Here is a 21,153-nt window from a genome sequence, read left to right on the forward strand (position 1 = left end):
ACGTTACATAGAAATTTTAATGTAATAATAATTCTCTGAGCCCCCCAAAAAACCTTCATTTCTTATTTTAAAAAAAGACAATAATTGATAAAAAATGATATTTTTTCTAAGTGTATTATTTTTAACGTGATTAATTTGAAGTTAAAAAACAGCATTTATCGACAATTCATCTATCAATTTACTCAGCAAAAAAACAGGAACTATATTGAAATAACAATTTCAATATAGTTCCTGTTACATTTTAATAGCTATAATGACTTTTCTGTTCTCATTTAAGCAAGACTGACAAACGCGCCAGTCTTGCCCTTGCTGTTTATTGAAAAACTTGTCTAAAATGACTGCGAATCAATAGAATCGATAGAATAAAGGTTATAAGCTCGGCAATCGGCACAGTGAGCCAAATTCCTTGTATGCCTAGCAGCTTCGGCAATATAACAATACCGATTCCAACCCAAACCAGCCCCTTACTTAAAGCGATGAATGCCGCATTTTTAGGATAACAAATAGCCGTGAAATAACCTGACACGATAACATTGAGACCATTTATCAAAAAGGCAAAAGCATACACTTCGGCCCCTTGCACAGCAAACTGAATCACAAGCTCATTGGCGCCATCAAGAAAAAGAAGAATAATATTTCTGGCAAAGTTGAAAATCACAGCAAAGAGTCCTAGCCCAATAAATAGCGCCGCCATAGCGGCTAGCTTAAGGGTCTTTTTTACTCGAGCCATACTCCCTTTGCCATAATTATAACTAATAATCGAACCAACCCCATCGGCTATTCCTAACAAAATATTATTGCCTACAAAGGAAAAATAACCAATTGCCGTAAATGCTGCTACGCCAACTTCGCCGACATAACGCATCAATGTAATATTAAATAAAAAGGTCGTAACGCCTGTACAGATTTCGGTAATTCCCTCTGAAGTTCCATTGCAAATAATTTGGTAAGCAAAACGTTTATCAAAATTCCCCTGAAGCAATTTCAAAGTCGTTTGTCCCGTGATAAAAGGCAGTACGGCCATAATAAAAGCAATACTATAACTGATCCCTGTGGCAATAGCCGCTCCTTTTACGCCTAAATCGCCCTGGACGATCAGACAGTAATTCAGTATCATATGACTGATAACAGCAACAATCAGAATTTGCATGGAATATATAGGTTTTCCCATAATTTTTAGTACATAATCCAGTACAAACATAATTCCTAAGAGTGGTAAAAATATTCCTTCATATTTCAGATAAATCATGACAAGATCGATCAGTTGTTCATTCGCACCTAAAAAAACAGCAATTTCTTTAGTAAATATAGTAGAAAATAAAGCAAGCAAAAAAGATATACCGCTGATCAAATACAGCGCTGTCTTAAAAGCATCATCGGCTTTGCTCTTTTCACCGGCCCCGAGCAAGCGGCCGACAAGGCTTTGCATACCAATTCCAACTACAACGCCAATGGCAATCATCAAACTAAAAAACGGCATTGCTATATTTACACTGGCTAAAGCATTCAGACCAATATATTGACCCACAAAAAAACCATCCACCACTGTATTAACGCCTAAAAACACCATGCCCATAATCGAAGGAATTGCATACTTAAAAAACAAGGCAGTCACATTTTCCCTGCCTAATATATTTTCAGACACGTTTATCACCTCATGTTGATGATAAACCTTGGAGCAACTCAAAGGTCAAGTTTTTTGGGTTTCTATCCAAATTTCATAATAATCAAGACTGTTTTTATGCTCGCTTGCTATGTATCGTCCAATCAGCGGTCCGACGATATTTCTCCCTGTTGCATTGATATACTGCAAGGCTCGATCAAGCATGCTATTTTTCGGTTCTATGTAGGTTGTTCCGATGACGGTATAAAGATATTCCGTTCCCGCAAACGAAGAAAGTTCTTGTCGCTCTGATTGATTTATCAAACCAGCGTGCTCCTCTTCCGCACTCAAGCCAATTTGAGCCGCAATAAAACTTGGATTAGTTACAAGCGTCTCACGAAGAACCATTAGAGTATATTGAATGCGCTCACTCAGCCAATCTTCTTTTTTATACTTACGAATCATTGCAACCAAATCTTCCGACTGATTGCTAACAAGCTTATATTTAAATTCTGGCGCAGAAACATATTGAAACTTTCCGATAAGCTTCTTGCATAACTGATATTGGCAAGCCGCTTGTTCAATTTGCTGTTTCAAATGAGTCAGCTCTCTGATTCTCTTTTCCACTCTAGTTTGACTTTGGTAGAGAATACTTGTAATGTCACTAATATCTAATTCTGTGAGAATACGTTTAACTTCTTTCACGGGCAATTCCAGATTTCTAAAAAACAAAATATCCATTAATACAATAATTTCATCATAAGAATAATAACGATAGCCGTTTGCCTCATTTTTCTGTGAGGAAAACAAGCCCATCTTCTCATAATGGCGAAGTGTGTCTGTTGATACCTCAAACAAATTTGCCACTTCACCAATCGTCCATTTCTCTTTCATATTCTCCATCCTAATATAATTGTTATTTCCTTCTATTTTACCATTACCATGATTCCTGCTGTAAGCTTTCCTATCTAAAACAAAATATTCTTACCGAAACTTCGCTTTCATAAAGTCGATGAGTTTTTTCACATCAGAATATATCTGGCGACCTTGTTTCGTAACAATGCCAGCCCGAATCCTTAAGGGAGTTGCAAAGGGAATGGCCACAATATTTCGATCATCTAGAACAGCTTCACGCATCAGAAAAGTCGAAGCCAAATTTTTATTCACCAAATTCTTCACCGTATGTAATTGCGCCGACCGCAAAATAATATTAGGCTTTATCTCGGCATCGGCAAAAACTTGAGATACCAGTCTATTAACGAAAAAACCGCCTTGTAACATAACCAATTTTTCGTCGACTAAATCTCGTACTTGAATATGCTTTTTGGCTGCTAGCAAATGCTTCTCATTGGTGCAAAAACAACACTCACTGTCAAACAACTTCGTATAGTGCAAACCGCTACAATAATCTATTTCGTAGATTGTAATAGCAAGATCCAGCTCTTCCGTACCGACCAGCCGCAATGAATCCATGCCGCCAAGTTCAACGATCTCTAGATTCATTTCCGGATAGCGCTGCTTAAATTCTCCAAGAATAACAGGTATTAAATAGGATCCAACTTGCAGCGGTATCGCTACTCTAATATGATTTTTAGTATTTACGAAGTCGAGGATATCGCTTTCTAATTGTTCCATACCGCTTATAATTCCTTGAATCTTCCCTAAAAGAAACTCCCCTTCTTTCGTAATAAGGATCCGCTTTCCTTCCCGCTTAAATAAATTCAAACCGGTTTCGACTTCTAAATCTTTCATCGAAACAGTGATTGTAGGCTGCGATACATGCAGATGTTGCGAGGCCTTCGTAATGTTTTTCCACTTACATACTTCCATAAAATATTTCATTTGAATCAGCGTCACTAACAGCGCCTCCTTTTATAAAAACAGATCAAACGCTTTAGCTTATATAGTAAAAACTTATTTACAAATAAGAAAAGGATATTTTATTATTTGACATTCAACCGTGATAATAACAATAGATCCAATCTAGAGGAGGAGTTTCCATGTTAGCAGAAAAATACTTCCCGGGTTTCACAAATCGGTTTATTGAAGTTGAAGAAAACATTAAAATTAATACTTTTATCGGCGGCCACGGCAATGAAGCTATTTTATTACTCCATGGTCATCCCGAAAACTATTTAATCTGGCGATTTATCGCCCCAAAACTCGCGGAAAAATATACTGTAATATTGACAGACCTGCGCGGTTATGGCTTCAGTAGCAAACCGCAAGGACTGCCTGACCATTCTAATTACTCCAAACGAGTCATGGCCAATGACCAAGTACAAGTCATGGAGCAGCTAGGTTTCAAAAAATTTCATTTAGTCGGCCACGACCGGGGAGCCCGCGTTTGCCACCGTTTAATCCTAGATCATCCAGAAAAAGTAACAACTTGCACTTTAATGGATATTTTGCCCACTTATGATATGTACCGAGACACAAATCAAGAGTTCGCCACGAAATATTGGCATTGGTTTTTCTATATTCAAACAAATGGTCTTCCGGAAAAATTGTTAAGCGCTGATCCGGATTTCTTTATTCATTTTAACTTACAACTCAAAATTGGTCCAAAAGCCAGAGAAAAATTCCCCGAAGAAGTCTTACAAGAATACACACAGTGTTTTTCCGATCCGGCAACAATCCATGGCATTAGTGAAGATTATCGGGCTTCTGCTACCATTGATATGGAGTATGACTTAGCCGACCGAGATAAAACCATTAAAACCCCTTTATTGGTTCTCTGGGGCGCCAATGGCGTAGTCGGAGGGCTCTGGGATGTATTGGCTGGTTGGAAGGAACGAGCAGAAACGGTAAGCGGTTTTGGCGTTCCTGAATGCGGCCATTTTGTGCCAGAAGAACAACCGGAAATTGTTTTAAAAGCTATGGAAAATTTCTTAGCTAAGTACTAAGTGTAATCATATATTAACTAAATGGGGCTGCCGCACTAAGCGAAAATTCCAACATATATTGTGATTTCTTTACTCAAAACCCACAACATATGTTAGAAACATTTCCTTAATGTGACAGCCCCATTTCAAGTATTATTTTATATTTTTCCTAGTTGCTTTTGAATCAGCGGCTTAATTCCCCCGCTTAACAAGATATGCATTACATATTCCGACATGGGCTGCGCCTGCAAGGTTTTCCCTGTTGATTGATTGACGATCTCACCTGACTCAATATTTACAGCCAGCTCATCGCCGTTTTTGACTAGTTGGCCAATTTCAGGACAAATCAGCGCAGGAACGCCTAAGTTAATCGCGTTGCGATAAAAAATCCGGCCAAAAGATTCTGCAATGATCGCTCCCACACCTATTGCTTTAAGCGTAATCGCCGCATGTTCCCGACTCGAACCGCAGCCAAAATTCGTACCAGCTACAATAAAATCGCCAACGGAAAATTCATGGACTAAATTGGGATCAGCCCCTTCCATAGCGTGTTTCGCGACGTCCTCTACATCAGTCAATTCAACAAACCGGCCTGGATAGATCTGATCTGTATCAATATTTTTACCAAATACAAACGCTTTACCATTCAATTCTCTTTTCATTGTTTTCACCCCTACGCAAGATATGGAACTGGATCAGCAATTTTCCCTTCTAAGGCAGCAGCAGCAACAGCCGCGGGAGATCCTAAATAAATCGAGGCTTTAGTATGACCCATTCGGCCGGGAAAGTTCCGATTGGTTGAAGTAATGCAAGTTTCGCTAGCTGTAAGCATTCCTTCATGCGTTCCCAAGCAAGCAGCACAACCAGGAGTCACAAACGTTGCGCCTGCTTCAATCAGAGTCTGCACATAGCCTTTTTCCATTGCTTCCAAAAGAACAGCTTTCGAAGCTGGAACAACAACAAAACGTGTTTGCAGATGGATATGCTTGCCCTTAAGAATCTTGGCGGCTACAGCTAAATCTTCCACCCGTCCGCCTGTGCACGATCCCAGATAAGCCTGGTCAACCGGCGTTCCAATAAACTTCTTCAAATCATCTACATTATCAACACTTGCTGGCGCTGCCAATTTGGGACCAATGGCAGAAACATCAAATTCAAGTTCTTCGGCATACTGATAATCTGGATCTGTATAATAAATCTCATAAGGTCTAGTAACCTTTTCCTCCAAGAATGCCTTAGTAACTGCATCAGGCTGGATGTAGCATGCTTTTGCTCCCATTTCTGTAGTCATATTACATAAGGCCATCCGCTCTGAAATACTAAGTTTTGCGATGACAGGCCCAGTAAATTCAACGGCTTTGTAAACACCATAATCTGCTCCCAACGAACCGATAACATGAAGAATAATGTCTTTTGCATACACGCCACTAGCAATCTCACCAGTTAGGTGAATGCGAATAATTTCCGGTACGCGAAACCACAGTTTCCCTGTAACTAAAATGGTTGCCAAATCAGTAGCGCCAACTCCAGTACCAAAGGCGCCAAAAGCTCCGTGCGTAGTCGTATGGGAATCTGTTACAACTACGATTTCGCCGGGATGAGATAAACCCTTATCAGCTAAAACCTGATGACAGACGCCTTCATTAATGTCCATTAGCATTTCAATGCCCTGTTTACGGCAAAACTCGCGGAACTGCTTTTGATTATCAGCCTGAATAATTGTGGACGGCGGTGCATAATGATCCAGGAACATAACGACATTTTCCGGCGCCTTGACTTGTTCGCCGCCCATTTCATAAAAAGATCTTACTGTCTGCAAATATAAATCATTAATTCCAGCAATATCAACCGTACAATTTACGATCTCTCCAGTAACGACCGAATCCTTTCCTGCTTTTTTCGCCAATAGTTTTTCAATTGCGTGCATAATAATCCTCCTTAAAATAAATATAACCAGATCTTACCAGAGCCCCAAAACTTTCCACCACATCCCGCCGACGCCAAGCCATAACACCAGATTGACAACCGAAACCATAAAACCAAGCTTCCACCAAGTACCTTGATCTACATAGCCTGAGCCAAAGTAAATCGGTGCAGGTCCTGCGGCATAATGAGTTAAAGACATACACAAATTAGACATGAAAGCCAGCGCTAAAGCCACGAGATAAACTGGCGCACCGGCAGCAACAGCAACTGATGCAAAAGCTGCGTACATCGCCGTTATATGAGCAACCAAGCTGGCAAACCCATAATGAGCATAGGTGTAGGCAACCAGCAGCACTACCAATGCCAATTCCCAGGAAACGCCATTTAAACTGGCACTGACTGCTTTGGCAAACCAAGGAATAAATCCGAGTTTTGTTAAGGCGTCCGCCAGCCCAATGAGCGCCCCCATCCAAACTAAGGTGTCCCAAGCGCCTTTTTCTTCTAACACGTCTTTCCACTCAAGCACTTTTGTCACAAGCATAATAGATACGGCCAGCATCGCCACTATCGTTGCATCGATATGATTATATTGCGATGTACTCCATAGCACCAAAGAAAGCAAAAAGACAGCGGCGACAATTTTTTCGCCAAGCGACATAGGACCCATATTCATTAATTCTTGTTTAGCGATTTCTTTTGCTTCTGGCGTTTTCGTTATTTCTGGCGGGAAAACTTTATAAAGAAAATAAGGCACAATGAGCAATGACAGCAGCCCAGGAACAATAGCAGCCAAAGCCCACATACTCCAACTTAGATTAATTTGCAACGTTTTTACCGCCAACAAGGCAATCAAGGGATTCCCGGCCATCGCTGTCATAAACATAGCGGAAGTAATCGTATTGGCTTGATAGGCCGTTTGCATCAGATAAGCACCGACACGCCGCGATGACTCGCCTGGTTCTGATCCAAAGGCGCTTGACAGACTTTTTACAATTGGAAATAAGATTCCGCCTGTCCGTGCTGTATTGGAAGGCGTCGCCGGACTCATAATAAAATCGCTCAAAGCAATTGTGTAGCCAAGTTTCAGCGTACTATCCCCCAGCCAGCGAATCAGTACATAAGCAATTCGCTTACCAAGCCCTGTCTTAATAATCCCTTTTGCAAACAAAAAGGCCGATACAATCAGCCAAATCGTACCATTACCAAATCCGGACAACGCTTCCGCTGGCTTTAAAATTCCCGATAAGGCTGAAATAGTAATACTCAAAAAAGCAATAGACCCAATGGGCAAAGGCTGAGCAATAAAACCGAGAATTGTCGTTACAAAAATAGCGAACAAATGCCAAGCTTCCGCTTTTAAACCTGCCGGAACAGGTAAAAACCAGATCATTGCGCCAATTAGTAATACAAGTAGTCCGCGACCTGCTTTGGTCTTCATTTTACTCCTCCTAACATGTAAAGCCCGTTCCTTATCTCGTAGATAGACTTTTGTCATCCCTCCTTTTTTTCTCTATATCCTATCTTTTCTAAGGCAACATTATTTATATAAAGCACAAAGTATGCCAAAACAAAAAGCCTGATAAAATCAGGCTCTATCGAATCGTTCCATTGATTACAGCATTTATTTGTTTTATAATTAAAACAAAATGTTCTATTTTGTCTTACGGAGGATTTGAATGAAACAAATCGCCTTTTTAGCCCTTGATCAAACAATGTTTCACACAGCATTGCAGATTCGTGATGAACAAAACTTTGATATGGAAGTTGCGGAAGGCTTACTGAGTAAAGGCGTCAAAACAACATCTGAACTGATTGAAAACGGCTGTGAGATCCTCATTACCCGCGGCGGTACCGCGGCCGCTATCATGGAGGCCAAACTGCCTGTTACACTTGTTGAAATTCCCATTACCGCTTTTGATCTTGTTCGCGCCTTGGAAAAAGCTAAAAACTATGGCAAAGAAATTGCTATAGTTTCTTTTCCTTCACTGCTCCATGGAGCTAACCTCTTAGGGGATAGTTTAGGAATCGATCTGCGCTGCTACCAACTCAACAATGAAACAGAAGCAGACGATCGCGTCAGGCAGGCTTTTGCCGTTGGTGCCAAGGTAGTGATCGGCGGTTTCATTACGATTCTGGCAGCAAAAAAGCAGCAGAAACCGGCCATTCTGATTGAAAGCGGCAGAGAAAGTATCATTCAGTCATGCTTAGAAGCCAAACGCATTGCTGCAGCCAAAAATTCAGAAAAAGAAAAATCAAACATATTACGAGCTCTGCTAACTTACGCTTATGAAGGCATTCTTGCCGTAGATGCTGCAGAAACAATTACCTTCTTTAATCCTTTTGCCGAGCAGCTAACAGGCGTCAAAGCTGCAAATGCGCTTGGTAAAAAAATTAATGACCTATGGCCAAGTTTAAATCTAGGCAAAATGATTCGTCAAAAAAATGACGATCTAAGCCACATTACTACAATAAACGGGCGCGATGTCTTATGCAATAAAGTATCAATTTTAGTAAATCACAAAGCTGTCGGCGCTGTCGTTACCTTTCAGGATGTAACACAAATTCAACAAATGGAAGCCAAAGTCAGAAAACGACTCTATGTAGAAACTCACGAGGCCACATCTCATTTTGAAACGATTATTGGCCGTAGTCCATCTATTCAGCAGGCGATTCTTACGGCTAAAGACTTTGCCATCACCGATTTTTCTATTCTTATTTTAGGCGAAACAGGTACAGGTAAAGAGGTATTTGCTCAAAGCATCCATAATTATAGCTACCGCCGCAGCGAACCGTTTATCGCTATTAATTGCGCCGCGCTGCCAAGCCAAATTCTCGAAAGCGAATTATTCGGCTATGTAGGCGGCGCCTTTACCGGCGCAAACGCGCAAGGAAAACCGGGACTATTTGAAGTGGCTCACAAAGGAACTATTTTTTTAGATGAAATCAGTGAGATGGATTATATTACCCAGGGAAAACTCCTGCGGGTATTGCAGGAAAAAAAGATACGACGCGTCGGCAGCAGCAATGTAATTCCTATCGATGTTCGAATTATTGCAGCCTCTAATAAAAACCTTTGGGATCTTGTCGAACAAAAACAATTTCGCGCCGATTTATATTACCGCTTGAATGTTTTACAACTTTATTTACCGCCGCTAAGACAGCGAGAAAAAGACATTGCACTCCTAGCTGAATTTTTTCTTACGAATCAGCCCAATCAGTTGTACAAGCATCGCCTTAAATTGCTGCCATCGGCACTGCAGGCGTTAGCCACTTATAGCTGGCCCGGCAATATTCGGGAATTGCAAAATGTTATGCAACGCATTATTGCCGTCCATAAACAGGAAACCATCGATGCCGCTACAATTCATCGTTTTCTTGACCATGAGGAAGCGGCAAAAACTGAAAGTCTTATCAAATCCAACGAAGTCGAACAAATCCGCCAAGCCTTACTCTTAAGCAAGGGAAAACAAGGCGCGGCTGCTAAACTTCTCGGAATTAGCCGCTCCACCTTATGGCGTAAAATTAAACAACTACAAATCGATTAACCTAAAAAAACGCTTTCTTTATCCCTAAGATAAAGAAAGCGTTTTGCGCAAGCATATTATGATAGAGCTTTATCCTGTATAAAAGCTCTTATTGCTATAAGTCTTATTGGTGTACAGGAAGCTGACATGGCTCGTGCTCTCAGACTCCCAAGAAACATTTAAACAATGTCTCCCCCTTCCTGCAGACCAAAATAATTACTACCATTATATCCATTGTATCAAAAAAAATGAATCAATGCTAGAAGTTGCACCAATATACCAAAAACCGTACATAACATTCCTGATTTTACTGACAAGATTCATTATTTGCCTACCATAACCTAACTTAATTGCTTTATCGAAGACTTTTCCAGCTTGAAAAATCCCCCTTATCAAATTTGCCATTTAACACTTCGCTGCTTACCAAAGTCCAAGTAGTTTCCACCATAAAGATCCGATTCCTACCCAGATAATAATGTTAATCAAAGAAACAATAAACCCTAATTTCCACCATTCTCCCTGACTTACATAGTTTGCACCAAAGTAGATCGGCGCCGGAGCGGCCGCATAGTGAGTTAACGACATGCAAAGATTAGACATAAACGCCAAGGCAAGGGCGGCTAAATATACGGGAGCGCCAGCAGCAACAACTACAGTTACAAAAGCCGAATACATTGCAGTAATATGAGCCGTAAGACTGGCAAAACCATAATGAGCGTACAAATACACGATTAATAACACAAGAAAAGCCTGAAGCCAGGGAATTCCCATGATACTTGCGCTGATTATTTTAGAAAACCAAGGAATAAATCCGAGTTTTGCCAGATAATCTGCTAGTCCAACTAATACTCCCATCCAAATTAACGTATCCCAAGCTCCCTTTTCTTCTAAAACGTCCTTCCACTCTAAAACTTTGGTTGCCAACATCACCGAAACTGCGAGCATAGCGACAACTGTTGCATCAAGATTTGTATATTGAGAAGTACTCCATAAAATTAAAGCTCCCGCAAAAATTCCAGCAACAATTTTTTCTCCCATTGACATAGAGCCCATGACCGTTAGCTCTTTGGCCGCAAACTCTTTCGCCTCCGGTGTCTCTTTTAACTCGGGAGGATAAATTTTATATAAAACATAAGGAATGACCAGCAGTGACAGCAGACCAGGAACAATTGCCGCTATAGCCCATTGCCCCCAAGTAATCTGAATATGAAGCGCCTGGGCGGCTAATAGAGCAATTAACGGATTTCCTGCCATTGCCGTCATAAACATTGCCGAGGTAACAGTATTGCCTTGATATCCTGTTTGCATAAGAAAAGCACCAACGCGCCGCGCTGATGATCCCGGCTCTGATTGAAAAGCCGATGCTAGACTACGTACAATTGGAAAAATAATTCCCCCGGCTCGCGCCGCATTCGATGGCGTAGCCGGACTTATGATGAGATCGCTAAGAACAATTGTATAGCCGAGTTTCAGCGTGCTGTCACCCATTTTTTTGATAAGAATATAGGCAATTCGCTTGCCAAGCCCTGTTTTTATAAATCCTTTGGCAAAAAGAAAAGCCGACACGATAAGCCAAATTGTAGTATTGCCAAAACCAGATAAGGCTTCTGCCGGCTTTAATATGCCTGCAAGTGACGTAAACGTTACACTCATGAAAGCAAGCGAACCAATTGGCAGAGGCTGAATAATAAATCCCAAAATCGTCGCTACGAAAATGGCAAATAACTTCCAGGCCGCCGGATTGAGACCGAAAGGAACGGGAAGACACCAAATTACAACTCCCGCAGCTACGATTCCCATTCCTTTTAGTAAACTTTTATTCATATTTAGCACTCCTTTTCATAACCTGGCAAAGAAAAAGTGCAGAACTGCTGCAACAAAAAGCGGTCCTGCACTTTTACGCCATGTTAGCGCTTGTATTTGGGCACTTCTTGTTTTTGCAGTACATTGCCCTCGGTATCAATTCCTACAATCACTCGATAACGATCAAAATATAATTTTTTGATTGATTCCGTTCCCAACTCTTCATAGGCAACAATTTCGGCCGATTTAATACGATCTGCATTGATTGCTGAAGCTCCACCAATTCCTAAGAAGGTTACGCCCCCATACTGCTTACACAGATCAGCAACATAATCGGCTCGATCTCCTTTTCCCAGCATAGCGACCACGCCTTGCTGAAACATCATTTCAACAAAGGGGTCCATACGGGCTGCCGTTGTCGGCCCATTAGAGCCAAAGACCTTACCTGGTTTGGCCGGACAAGGCCCGGCATAATACACTAATTGATTCTGCCAATCTACCGGAGATTTCTCACCTCTGGCAAGAGCTTCCTGAATTTTTTTGTGCGCGGCGTCACGACAGGTGTAAACACATCCTGTTAAATAGGCTACATCGCCGGCTTTCAGCGTTTTTACTCGTTCCTTCGTTAATGGTAATTTTAATTCCATAAAGCTCCACCCCTTATCTGTTTTCGTTTTAAATTGTTTCTGTCGCCTGACGAACTGCGTTACATTGGAAATTTACAGCAACAGGCAATGCCGTAATGTGACAGGGATAATAATCAATATGGACATCAAGAGCCGTAACTCGTCCTCCCATTCCCAAAGGCCCAATGCCTGTTTCGTTTACAGCAGCTAGAATATTTTTTTCCAATTCTGCATATAAGGGCTTTTCATGGCGCTTACCAATCGGACGAAGCAAAGCTTTTTTAGCCATTAAAGCGCATTTGTCCATAGTTCCGCCAACACCAACACCAATAGTATAGGGAGGACAGGGATTGCCGCCAGCCCGCTTGACGACTTCTAAAACAAAATTTTTTACACCTTCTACGCCTTCACCGGGTAAGAGAGTTTTAAAAGCGCCCATATTTTCACTGCCACCGCCTTTTGGCATGACCGTAATCGTAACAGCGTCGCCTGCAACGATTTCTGTATGAAGAATGGCCGGAGTATTATCATTTGTATTCACGCGCTCTAATGGATCAGCTACCATGGATTTACGCAAATACCCTTTTTCATAACCTTGACGGACCCCTTCGTTGACTTGATCTTTAAGCGGGTTTCCCTCCCAAGCGACATTTTGGCCGATTTCCATAACAACAACAGCAGCGCCCGTGTCATGGCAACAAGCCATTTGTTCCTTTTTGGCATATTCACCATTTTCAATTAAGATCTGAATCGTTTCTTTTCCTAGAGCAGATTCCTCTTGTTCATAAGCGCTACGAAATGCCTCCATGACATTATCACTTAATTCATAACAAGCCTTTTTTACAAGTCTTTCAATAACTGGTACAACGACGTCCGTGTTTAACACTCTACTCATCATCGAACCTCCTTAAATTTTATACATAATAGAATATTTGCAATTTACATGCCAATTTCCTAAAATCATAAAACGCCTTGTCTTTTCGGACTTTTTTCTGTTTTCCTAATTGGAAGAACAACAAAAAAGTGTTGCAAGAAACATTTTTATCGTCTCTTGCAACACTTTTTTTATTTATTTGCTTTCATTTAAAAAGCGCCATAAGGTACTGCGATGAACACCAAGAAGTTTAGCTGCTTTGCTTTTATTCCCTTGAACTAAAGCAAGGATTTGCTCGACCTTAGCCTGGTCCAAACTTGACTGATTCCTGCTTTCTTCTTGCAGCCCTTCCATTTCGAGAAAGTATTCCTGTAAATCTCGTTCAGTCACTTTTCCTGATAAAGCTATAATACTTAGTCTTTCCATGAGATTTTCCAGTTCTCTTACATTGCCTGGCCATGAGTACTGTTTTAGTAATACTTCTGCCGCCGCCGGAAGTATTAAGGGATCACCTAAGACATATTTTTTTAAAAAGACCTTGGCCAAAAGAACAATATCGTTTTTTCGCTCCCGCAGCGGCGGAATCGTAAGTCGCAAAACATTTAACCGGAAAAATAAATCTTTTCGAAAACGCCCTTCCTTTACCTCCTGAACTAAGTCTTTATTGGTAGCAGCAATGATTCTTACATCAACGGGAATCATTTTATCATCACCCAAACGCATTACCGATCGTTCCTGCAAAACGCGCAACAGTTTTTCCTGTAAAGAAACCGAAATTTCACCGACCTCGTCTAAAAAAATCGTGCCGCCATGGGCCAGCTCAAAAACACCGGCTTTGCCGCCTTTTCTAGCACCACTGAAAGCGCCTTCCACGTAACCGAACAATTCGCTTTCTAAAATAGTTGGCGCAAGAGCGGCGCAGTTTATAGCTACAAAAGGCCCATGCTTCCTCGTACTGGCATTATGAATCGATTGGGTAAACATTTCTTTGCCGGTTCCTGACTCGCTCGTAATAAGAACTGTAGAATGTACTTTCGCATAATTTTGCGCAATCCGCTTTACGGCTTCCAGCGAACTGCTTTTCCCTTGGATATCTTGAAAATGATATCGCGCATATAATCCACTGGTATGCTGGTTTAAACGAATTTTCCCTTCTTCTTCCGACAGCTTTTGGGCGTCTTTTAGAGTTGCCATAGCGCCAATGATCTCACCGCGATCATAAAGCGAAATCTTATTATATAGAAAAACCTTTTTGCCAATTGCAATAATTTCATCTTTAGCACTGTTTTCTCGATTTAACGATTCGCTCAAATTCGCAATAAAGGGTAACGCTTCAGCTAGCCTTTGACCAATTAAGGATTTATTTTTGCAATCGAGCATTCGTAAGGCGGACTGATTGATTAAGGTGATTTTACCGTGCTTATCAATGGCGACAAAGCCTTCTCCCGTATTATCTAACAGCGTTTTCAACTCTTCTGTTTTACGCTCTTCCATGGATAGAATATCTAGCATCGCCTTAGCTTCATTATAAGCATTATAAATAGATTGCACGCCCGAATGTAAAAATACAGAAGGCATCTGCAATTTTTTGGCGGCCTCACATTGCACAGCTCCGCCGATAATGGCATGCACCTCATCTTCTTTTGCCTGTGCAATCACAGCTTCGGCCTCAGCATAGTTTTGAATTATAACTTGCGCAATATCTATTCCCATAAGCGGACCTAATGAATCTAATTCCTGCAAGTGATTTGAGAATCCAACAAATAAAAACCGGTTACCATATTTTTGCGCTTCTTGCAGAGCCAAGGCCGCATCGCCCAAAGTCATCTTGATTTCCACGACAGGAATGTCGGCATGTTTCTTTAAGCATAAAGCAGTTCCACCGCGAGAAATAATAATTTTAGTTCCCTTATGTTTTAAAGTAAGCGCCTTTTGAACGGCTGCCTCCATTAATTCAACGCAAATATCAATATCCCAGTGATATCGCTCTTTTGCTTGGACAGCAAACTCCGCTATTTCTTGATTTGGTGCAATTAAACTAATTTTAGCCATTTTCTCTCTCCTTGTACGGATGTATCAAAATAAGCTACTGCCATCTTAGCACATCTGAACACGGCTGCATAGAATGCCCACTGTTAATGGGGCACCGTATTAAAATCTTGATTCATGAATTCTAGTATCCGATTTACTGCTTCTTTTCCATACCTTTTGGCGAACAGATCTAGTGACTCCTGCATTATCGGAATACCCCTATAGCCAAATCTGGCAACAATGACCTCCCATAAGGCTTTAAATAAGTGAGCGCAGTGATAATTCCAGGGCATCTTAGCTTTATTGCCTAAAAGCTGCACTCGTTCAGCAAATTGCTCTTCCTCCATACTCGATACGTTGGCCTGCAACAGCCGCATATCACAGGCCTTATCACCCAAGCCACGACATTCTACAATATCAAAAACCAGCGCTGAATTATAGCCTGCCGCAATGGCTACATCTACATACTTACAATATAAATAGCCGTATGCTTCTAGCCAGCCTTCTTCTTGCCATAGATCGTGCCAAGGACATTTCTTAATAAAAAACTGAATATCGGGGTCCTTAGTTGGAACAGAAAAGTCCATCTCTCCTTCTCTAGCGCTCCATTCCCCATAGGCAATATAGTTTAAAGCGGTAAGTTCAACACCATCGGCCTGGGCTCGTAAAGCCATCCGTTTGCCTCGCTGTCTGCCATAATGAACAACGCCATTGCCGACTGCTTCAATTCCCGCCTCACCAAACGTGTCAATCACATTCTTGGCAATAGCGCCAAATAAATAGGCATGACTGCGCGCATCTAACTTCTGCTCTTCAATCATTGTTTCACTCCCTTACGATATCATGATCGCCTCAGATAGAATAATATTTATATTTTAACTCGTTACATTTTAAAAGCGCTGACCGCCTCGGTTAAATCCATTGCCATATCAGCAAGCTTCTGACTGGACGCGGCAATTTCTTCATTCGTTGCAGAATGTTCCTCTGTAGCAGCAGATACAGTTTGAGCCTGGCTTGCCGCTTCTTTGCTGATCCCATTAATTGCGTCCACTGACGCCACGACTTGCTGACTTCCTTTTGCCGTCTGCTCAATAGCTGCTGTAATTTCACGCATTCGCGAAGCCGCATCATTAACAGTCCTATGAATATCTGCAAATGACTGCCCCGCAGCATCTACTGCTTCAACCCCAGCAAGAACTTCTTTTGAACCTTCAACGATTGCCGTCATTGCAGCGCCTGTATCATACTGCACTTCTGAAATCAGACCCGTAATTCTCTTAGCCGACTCTTGCGCTTGTTCCGCTAATTTACGCACTTCCTCGGCAACTACAGCAAAACCACGTCCATGCTCACCAGATCGAGCCGCCTCAATCGCCGCATTCAATGCTAATAAGTTTGTCTGACTGGCAATACCGGATATGTCGCCAACAATATAGCCAATCGCCTTTGATCGTTCCTCCAAGGTTGTCATCACCTGTGCCGATCGCGCTACGGCACTTTGAGCACTTTCCATTTGCGCAATTGCTTTCGCTATGGCTTGGCTTCCTTTTTGGGCCGTCGCCGACGATTGATCTGAAGCATCTGAAGCATCTTTAGCGTTAGTTGCAATATTTTGTATTCCCGCTGACATCTGAGTAATAACAGCAACTGTATTTTCAATGGCTATCATTTGTTTTTCCGTACCGCCAGCCATACCAGCAACAGTTTGCGCCACTTGATTCGCTGCTTGCGCGGACTGTGCTGCGCCAGCAGTAAGCTCTTCCGAAGAAGCAGAAAGATCACTCGCAAAGCTTGTTACCTGCTGAATAAATTCTTTCACTTGATAAACAAGTGTATTAATAGAATCTGCAATTGTTCCGAACTCATCTTTCGAATATAGCGGAATTTCTTGAATAGTAATATACCCGTCCTTATCTTTTTGAATTCCCTTTGTAATCATATTAAGAGAAGTAATGATTTTTTTAGCAACAAAAGCACACACTAGTATACTGACTATACCGCTAACCAAACTTATAACAAAAATCAGCTTAATTAAAGAATCTACTTTTCCTAAATCAAAAGCAATATCATTTTCGCTGGCCTTTTTTATTTCTTCCGTAAAATCAGCAAGCTTGTCCGCCTTGTCATCAAAGTCCGTCATTAATTTATTGCCGCCAGTAGGTCCATAAATTACATATTGTTCGGCCATTTTTTTGCCCAATTGATAGTATTCATCAAAAGCTCGCTCATACTCACGAAGTTCCTGTTCCTTCTCCGGTTTAAGTAGTTTATACTTCGTTAAAGCTTCTTTGAACTTTACAGCGCTCTCTTCAGCATTTTTAAAACCGTCATCTTTGCCATCTTGCGCCCGCGTTGCACTTATGTCACTTAAATATTGCTGAACTTGAACAATAGATAGTTCCATCTGATTCGCCAACGATGTTACAGGATATGTAACATTATTTACGCGTGAATTAAACTGAACAGCTTGAAAAATAATAAGTAAATTAATAATTACCGTAATACCTATTATCATGCCTAATAAAACTATTTTGCCGCGAGAAGAATATAAATAGTTCATGCTTACCGCTCTCCCTTTACAATTAAATGGGCATTTTTACATTTAATTCCAATTTTCGTAAATGTTTATATTTTACTATCATCTTATAAAATTGGTGATTCTGCGTCAAGATAAAAGATCTGAGGCATTAAAATAGAAATAACGTAAATAAGAACAAGCCAATTAAGGCTCATTCTATAACCTTAATTGGCTTGTTCTTATTTACGTTTTAGAGGCTTTAGGATCTTACAGCAATCGTAAGCTTAGCATAGTTCCCATCCCTAGCACCAAGGTGGCAACAATATTACGACTTTTATAGGCAACTGCGGCAGCTACAATTCCTGCTAATAAATAATGATTTTGCAATGAAATATCGATCTCGCCTTTTGGCAAAATTAAAGCTGGAACAATCAAAGCAGTAAGAATAGCAGTAGGAATATGTTTTAGCCAGCGTTCTAGCCAAGTCGGCATTCCGGTTTGACGAAATAGAGCCGCACAACTAAACCGCGTGGCAAATGTTACGGCCATCATACAGAAAATAATAAAAAGAATTTCACTGCGCACGTTTCTTCGCCCCTTCCAATAAACCACCAATAAGTACTGCGCCAAAGCAAGCGGCAATCATATACCACTTTCCTGGAAGATAGACAGCGCCAAGCACGGCAATTATAGCTGATACAACACATACAATAATGCTGATTCGATCTGTTAGCCGCGGGAAAAGCAATACCAAAAAAGTAGCTGGCATGGCAAAATCAAGACCCCACACTAGCGGATCAGGAATATATCCTCCGACTAAGACCCCAGTCAAGGTAGACAAGCCCCAAGTCACATACATACTAAGGCTGGCGCCCAGATGATACGCCGAGCTATAGCCGCTTTGATAGATACGGCTGATCGTTACTGCATAGGCTTCATCGGTCAGCAAAAAAGATAATATAAGCTGCCGTGAAAGCGGCTGTTTCACCAGATATTTTGCCAAAGAAGCTCCCATTAACATATGGCGCAAATTGACTAGTAGTGTTGTTAAAGTAATCACGCTCCAACTGGATAATCCAGCTCCTAGCATGGTGATTGCAATAAACTGACTAGCTCCGGCAAATACCAAGAGCGACATCAGAACCGTTTCTAGTGGCGTAAGCCCTGCTGTGAGTCCCATAATTCCGCAGGTAATACCAAAAGGAATTACGCCAAGTAAAATAGGGCCACTAGCAATAACGCCGCGACGAAAATCAGGATCAAGGATTAGATAGTTAGATGGCAATACGGCATTTTTACTATTCATTCGTTCACCCTCGCTTTTTGCTTTCTTTTACAGCATTGTAACATTGTAAGACAATACATACAATGTTATAATTGTATGCAAAACAATTTAAAAGCGAGTGAATAATATGCCAGTGAATTCTTTTGATAATTATCCCATGAGCTGGAAGCCGGAATTCAATGAAAAAATAGGCCCACTCTATAAAGCAATTGCCGAAAAATTAGAAACTGATATTAGAAGCGGGTTATTGACGCCGGGAACAAAATTGCCGCCGCAACGTGAACTAGCTGATTTTCTCGATATTAATGTAAGCACCATTTCGCGCGCCTTCAAACTTTGCGAACAAAAGGGAATCATTTGTTCTACTATTGGTAACGGAACCTTTGTTTCTTCTGATGCTGCGGCGAATCCTTTTTTGCTACACGACGAGGACTCTTTAGAGGTTATTGAAATGGGTCCTGTCTTCCCTGCGAAAAGTGCCAACCGAACGATTGTAACCCAGCTGAAAAAAATGATTACAGAACCGGATTTTGGCGAACTGTTTCAATATGGTAAATCAGGCGGAACACTCTGGCAAAAAGAAACAGCAGCCAAACTGATAGGAAAAGCAGGCTATAAGGTACCTTCTGAACAACTACTATTATCGAATGGCGGGCAAAATGCAATCACTGCCGTATTAGCAGGTCTCTTTCAACCAGGAGATCGCATTGGCACAAATGAATTTACCTATCCCGGCATTAAAACAGCTGCCAATATGCTGGGGATCCGCTTAATCCCCATTCAACAAAACAATAATGAAATGACAGCTGACGGAATTTTATATGCTTGCAAAAATGAAAATATTAAAGGTCTCTATATCATACCTGATTTTCATAACCCAACAACTCATACCTTGTCAGACACAGATCGAAAAACTATTGCCGCCCTCGCCAAACAAGAGGACCTCATTATCATTGAAGATGCCATTCATAGTCTCCTAACAGAAAAGCCTTGTCCCCCCATTGCCGCTTATGCTCCTGAACACGTCATTTATATTTCCAGTCTTGCCAAAGTCGTTTCACCAGGACTCAGAATCGCGTTTCTTGCTGTACCAGAAGTGTATAAGCAAAAACTAACCGAAGCGCTCTATAATATGAATATCTCTGTAGCTCCCATGATGGCCGAACTCGTATGTCGCATGATCATTTCCGGCGATTTAGAAAAAATCATCGAAAAACATCGCTTAGTAAATAAGCAAAGAAATGAAATTGTTGATACCTATTTAAAAAATCATAAAGTTTGGGGAAGTCCCGAGGGCATTATGCGCTGGCTTCTTTTGCCGAAAAAGATGACTGGCGAAGAATTTGCTGCCAATGCCTATCAGTTAGGAGTCCGAGTCTACGGCGCTGAGCGCTTTGCCGTAGGAAATCCAAAAGCCGTAAATGCGGTGAGACTTGCCATTGCCGCGCCAGAAAATGATGCTCAACTAGAAAAGGCCATAAAAATCATTAAAAGTTTATTAGAACAAAAAAGCAGTCACTAATCTATATTCAAAGTCTGAATAACAAATCAGCAGCTGCTATTTTACGATAAGATTACTACGATGCGGTTACGATACAATCAAGCTTATCCATTAAAAAGTAAATGTTTTAGGCGGCTCTCCTGAAAAATCAGCAAGAATGGCTGTTCCATGTTCGACATAAAATACTTCAAAAATGGGATTATCGGCACTTTGATAAATTGATTTTACCAAGCCACTAGTAGATAATACTTTCTCTTTATCAGACAAGCTGCTGCTAAATTTAACTTGACCAGCCAAACGAACCCAAGCAAATTTCGGCGAGGTACTAGAGAACTCTATATATGGATTTGCTTGTAATTGCTTGTACACGTCTTTAGTATTATTGGTGCAAAAGAAAAACTTGCCATCTGCTTCATACATAAATTGAAAAGGTCTAGCCTTTGGCTTTCCTTCTGCTACAGTGGCTAATACCCCTGTAACATTCTCTTGTAAAAATTCAATAACCTCTTTCATTTTTCATGATCCCTCCAGATTTTATTTATAGTGCTTCAGCACACTACATGCAATGACTAGGCCC

General features: G+C 41.1%; 18 protein-coding genes. 3 read left to right on the top strand and 15 right to left on the bottom strand.

Going from position 1 to position 21,153, the window contains the following annotated elements:
- Positions 1 to 313 precede the first annotated feature (313 nt).
- The 3 genes from AC0MXB_RS11840 to AC0MXB_RS11850 form a co-directional block, all read right to left on the bottom strand.
- Entirely contained in the window at positions 314 to 1,645 is a 1,332-nt protein-coding gene (locus tag AC0MXB_RS11840; RefSeq protein ID WP_474039891.1) for an MATE family efflux transporter, read from the bottom strand.
- 45 nt (positions 1,646 to 1,690) lie between these two features.
- On the bottom strand, positions 1,691 to 2,497 hold the full coding sequence (locus AC0MXB_RS11845) for a MerR family DNA-binding transcriptional regulator (protein WP_474039892.1): 807 nt from the start codon (positions 2,495 to 2,497) through the stop codon (positions 1,691 to 1,693).
- A 90-nt stretch (positions 2,498 to 2,587) separates the two neighbouring features.
- Complete coding sequence (locus AC0MXB_RS11850) at positions 2,588 to 3,460, bottom strand: LysR family transcriptional regulator (protein ID WP_474039893.1); 873 nt, start codon at positions 3,458 to 3,460, stop codon at positions 2,588 to 2,590.
- Between the two features lie 143 nt (positions 3,461 to 3,603).
- Between AC0MXB_RS11850 and AC0MXB_RS11855 the strand changes: the two genes are divergently transcribed.
- Entirely contained in the window at positions 3,604 to 4,509 is a 906-nt protein-coding gene (locus tag AC0MXB_RS11855) for an alpha/beta fold hydrolase (RefSeq protein ID WP_474039894.1), read from the top strand.
- A 137-nt stretch (positions 4,510 to 4,646) separates the two neighbouring features.
- Here AC0MXB_RS11855 and AC0MXB_RS11860 read toward each other — a convergent pair whose 3' ends face one another.
- From AC0MXB_RS11860 to AC0MXB_RS11870, 3 genes are read right to left on the bottom strand one after another with little or no spacing between them, the layout of a single operon-like run.
- A complete protein-coding gene (locus AC0MXB_RS11860; protein ID WP_474039895.1) occupies positions 4,647 to 5,150 on the bottom strand; it encodes a 3-isopropylmalate dehydratase small subunit in 504 nt (167 codons plus the stop codon).
- An 11-nt stretch (positions 5,151 to 5,161) separates the two neighbouring features.
- The gene (locus AC0MXB_RS11865) at positions 5,162 to 6,415 is read right to left on the bottom strand and encodes a 3-isopropylmalate dehydratase large subunit (protein WP_474039896.1); all 1,254 of its coding nucleotides are present in this window, start codon (positions 6,413 to 6,415) and stop codon (positions 5,162 to 5,164) included.
- A 33-nt stretch (positions 6,416 to 6,448) separates the two neighbouring features.
- Positions 6,449 to 7,852: an anion permease gene (locus AC0MXB_RS11870; RefSeq protein ID WP_474039897.1), complete on the bottom strand. Its 1,404-nt coding sequence runs from the start codon at positions 7,850 to 7,852 to the stop codon at positions 6,449 to 6,451.
- A gap of 238 nt (positions 7,853 to 8,090) precedes the next feature.
- On the opposite strand from AC0MXB_RS11870, the gene AC0MXB_RS11875 reads away from it, so the two are divergent.
- Positions 8,091 to 9,959 (top strand): sigma 54-interacting transcriptional regulator, encoded by a 1,869-nt coding sequence (locus AC0MXB_RS11875; protein ID WP_474039898.1) that lies wholly within the window; start codon positions 8,091 to 8,093, stop codon positions 9,957 to 9,959.
- Positions 9,960 to 10,358: 399 nt separating this feature from the next.
- Here AC0MXB_RS11875 and AC0MXB_RS11880 read toward each other — a convergent pair whose 3' ends face one another.
- The 8 genes from AC0MXB_RS11880 to AC0MXB_RS11915 form a co-directional block, all read right to left on the bottom strand.
- The gene (locus tag AC0MXB_RS11880; RefSeq protein ID WP_474039899.1) at positions 10,359 to 11,762 is read right to left on the bottom strand and encodes an anion permease; all 1,404 of its coding nucleotides are present in this window, start codon (positions 11,760 to 11,762) and stop codon (positions 10,359 to 10,361) included.
- Positions 11,763 to 11,845: 83 nt separating this feature from the next.
- Positions 11,846 to 12,388: a FumA C-terminus/TtdB family hydratase beta subunit gene (locus tag AC0MXB_RS11885; RefSeq protein ID WP_474039900.1), complete on the bottom strand. Its 543-nt coding sequence runs from the start codon at positions 12,386 to 12,388 to the stop codon at positions 11,846 to 11,848.
- Positions 12,389 to 12,416: 28 nt separating this feature from the next.
- Positions 12,417 to 13,265 (bottom strand): fumarate hydratase, encoded by an 849-nt coding sequence (locus tag AC0MXB_RS11890; RefSeq protein WP_474039901.1) that lies wholly within the window; start codon positions 13,263 to 13,265, stop codon positions 12,417 to 12,419.
- Between the two features lie 171 nt (positions 13,266 to 13,436).
- Positions 13,437 to 15,293: a sigma 54-interacting transcriptional regulator gene (locus AC0MXB_RS11895; protein WP_474039902.1), complete on the bottom strand. Its 1,857-nt coding sequence runs from the start codon at positions 15,291 to 15,293 to the stop codon at positions 13,437 to 13,439.
- 83 nt (positions 15,294 to 15,376) lie between these two features.
- Entirely contained in the window at positions 15,377 to 16,093 is a 717-nt protein-coding gene (locus AC0MXB_RS11900; protein WP_474039903.1) for an L-2-amino-thiazoline-4-carboxylic acid hydrolase, read from the bottom strand.
- 62 nt (positions 16,094 to 16,155) lie between these two features.
- Positions 16,156 to 17,832 (bottom strand): methyl-accepting chemotaxis protein, encoded by a 1,677-nt coding sequence (locus tag AC0MXB_RS11905; protein WP_474039904.1) that lies wholly within the window; start codon positions 17,830 to 17,832, stop codon positions 16,156 to 16,158.
- A 225-nt stretch (positions 17,833 to 18,057) separates the two neighbouring features.
- Positions 18,058 to 18,375, bottom strand: coding sequence for an AzlD domain-containing protein (locus tag AC0MXB_RS11910; RefSeq protein WP_474039905.1), 318 nt, complete (start codon positions 18,373 to 18,375; stop codon positions 18,058 to 18,060).
- Complete coding sequence (locus AC0MXB_RS11915) at positions 18,365 to 19,096, bottom strand: AzlC family ABC transporter permease (RefSeq protein ID WP_474039906.1); 732 nt, start codon at positions 19,094 to 19,096, stop codon at positions 18,365 to 18,367. Before AC0MXB_RS11915 ends, AC0MXB_RS11910 begins: the two co-directional genes overlap by 11 nt.
- 106 nt (positions 19,097 to 19,202) lie before the next feature.
- Between AC0MXB_RS11915 and AC0MXB_RS11920 the strand changes: the two genes are divergently transcribed.
- Entirely contained in the window at positions 19,203 to 20,597 is a 1,395-nt protein-coding gene (locus AC0MXB_RS11920; RefSeq protein WP_474039907.1) for an aminotransferase-like domain-containing protein, read from the top strand.
- Positions 20,598 to 20,687: 90 nt separating this feature from the next.
- Here the strand turns inward: AC0MXB_RS11920 and AC0MXB_RS11925 are convergent, their stop codons facing one another.
- Entirely contained in the window at positions 20,688 to 21,089 is a 402-nt protein-coding gene (locus AC0MXB_RS11925; protein ID WP_474039908.1) for a pyridoxamine 5'-phosphate oxidase family protein, read from the bottom strand.
- Between the last annotated feature and the right edge of the window lie 64 nt (positions 21,090 to 21,153).

This window comes from Pelorhabdus sp. sgz311001 (assembly GCF_055901755.1).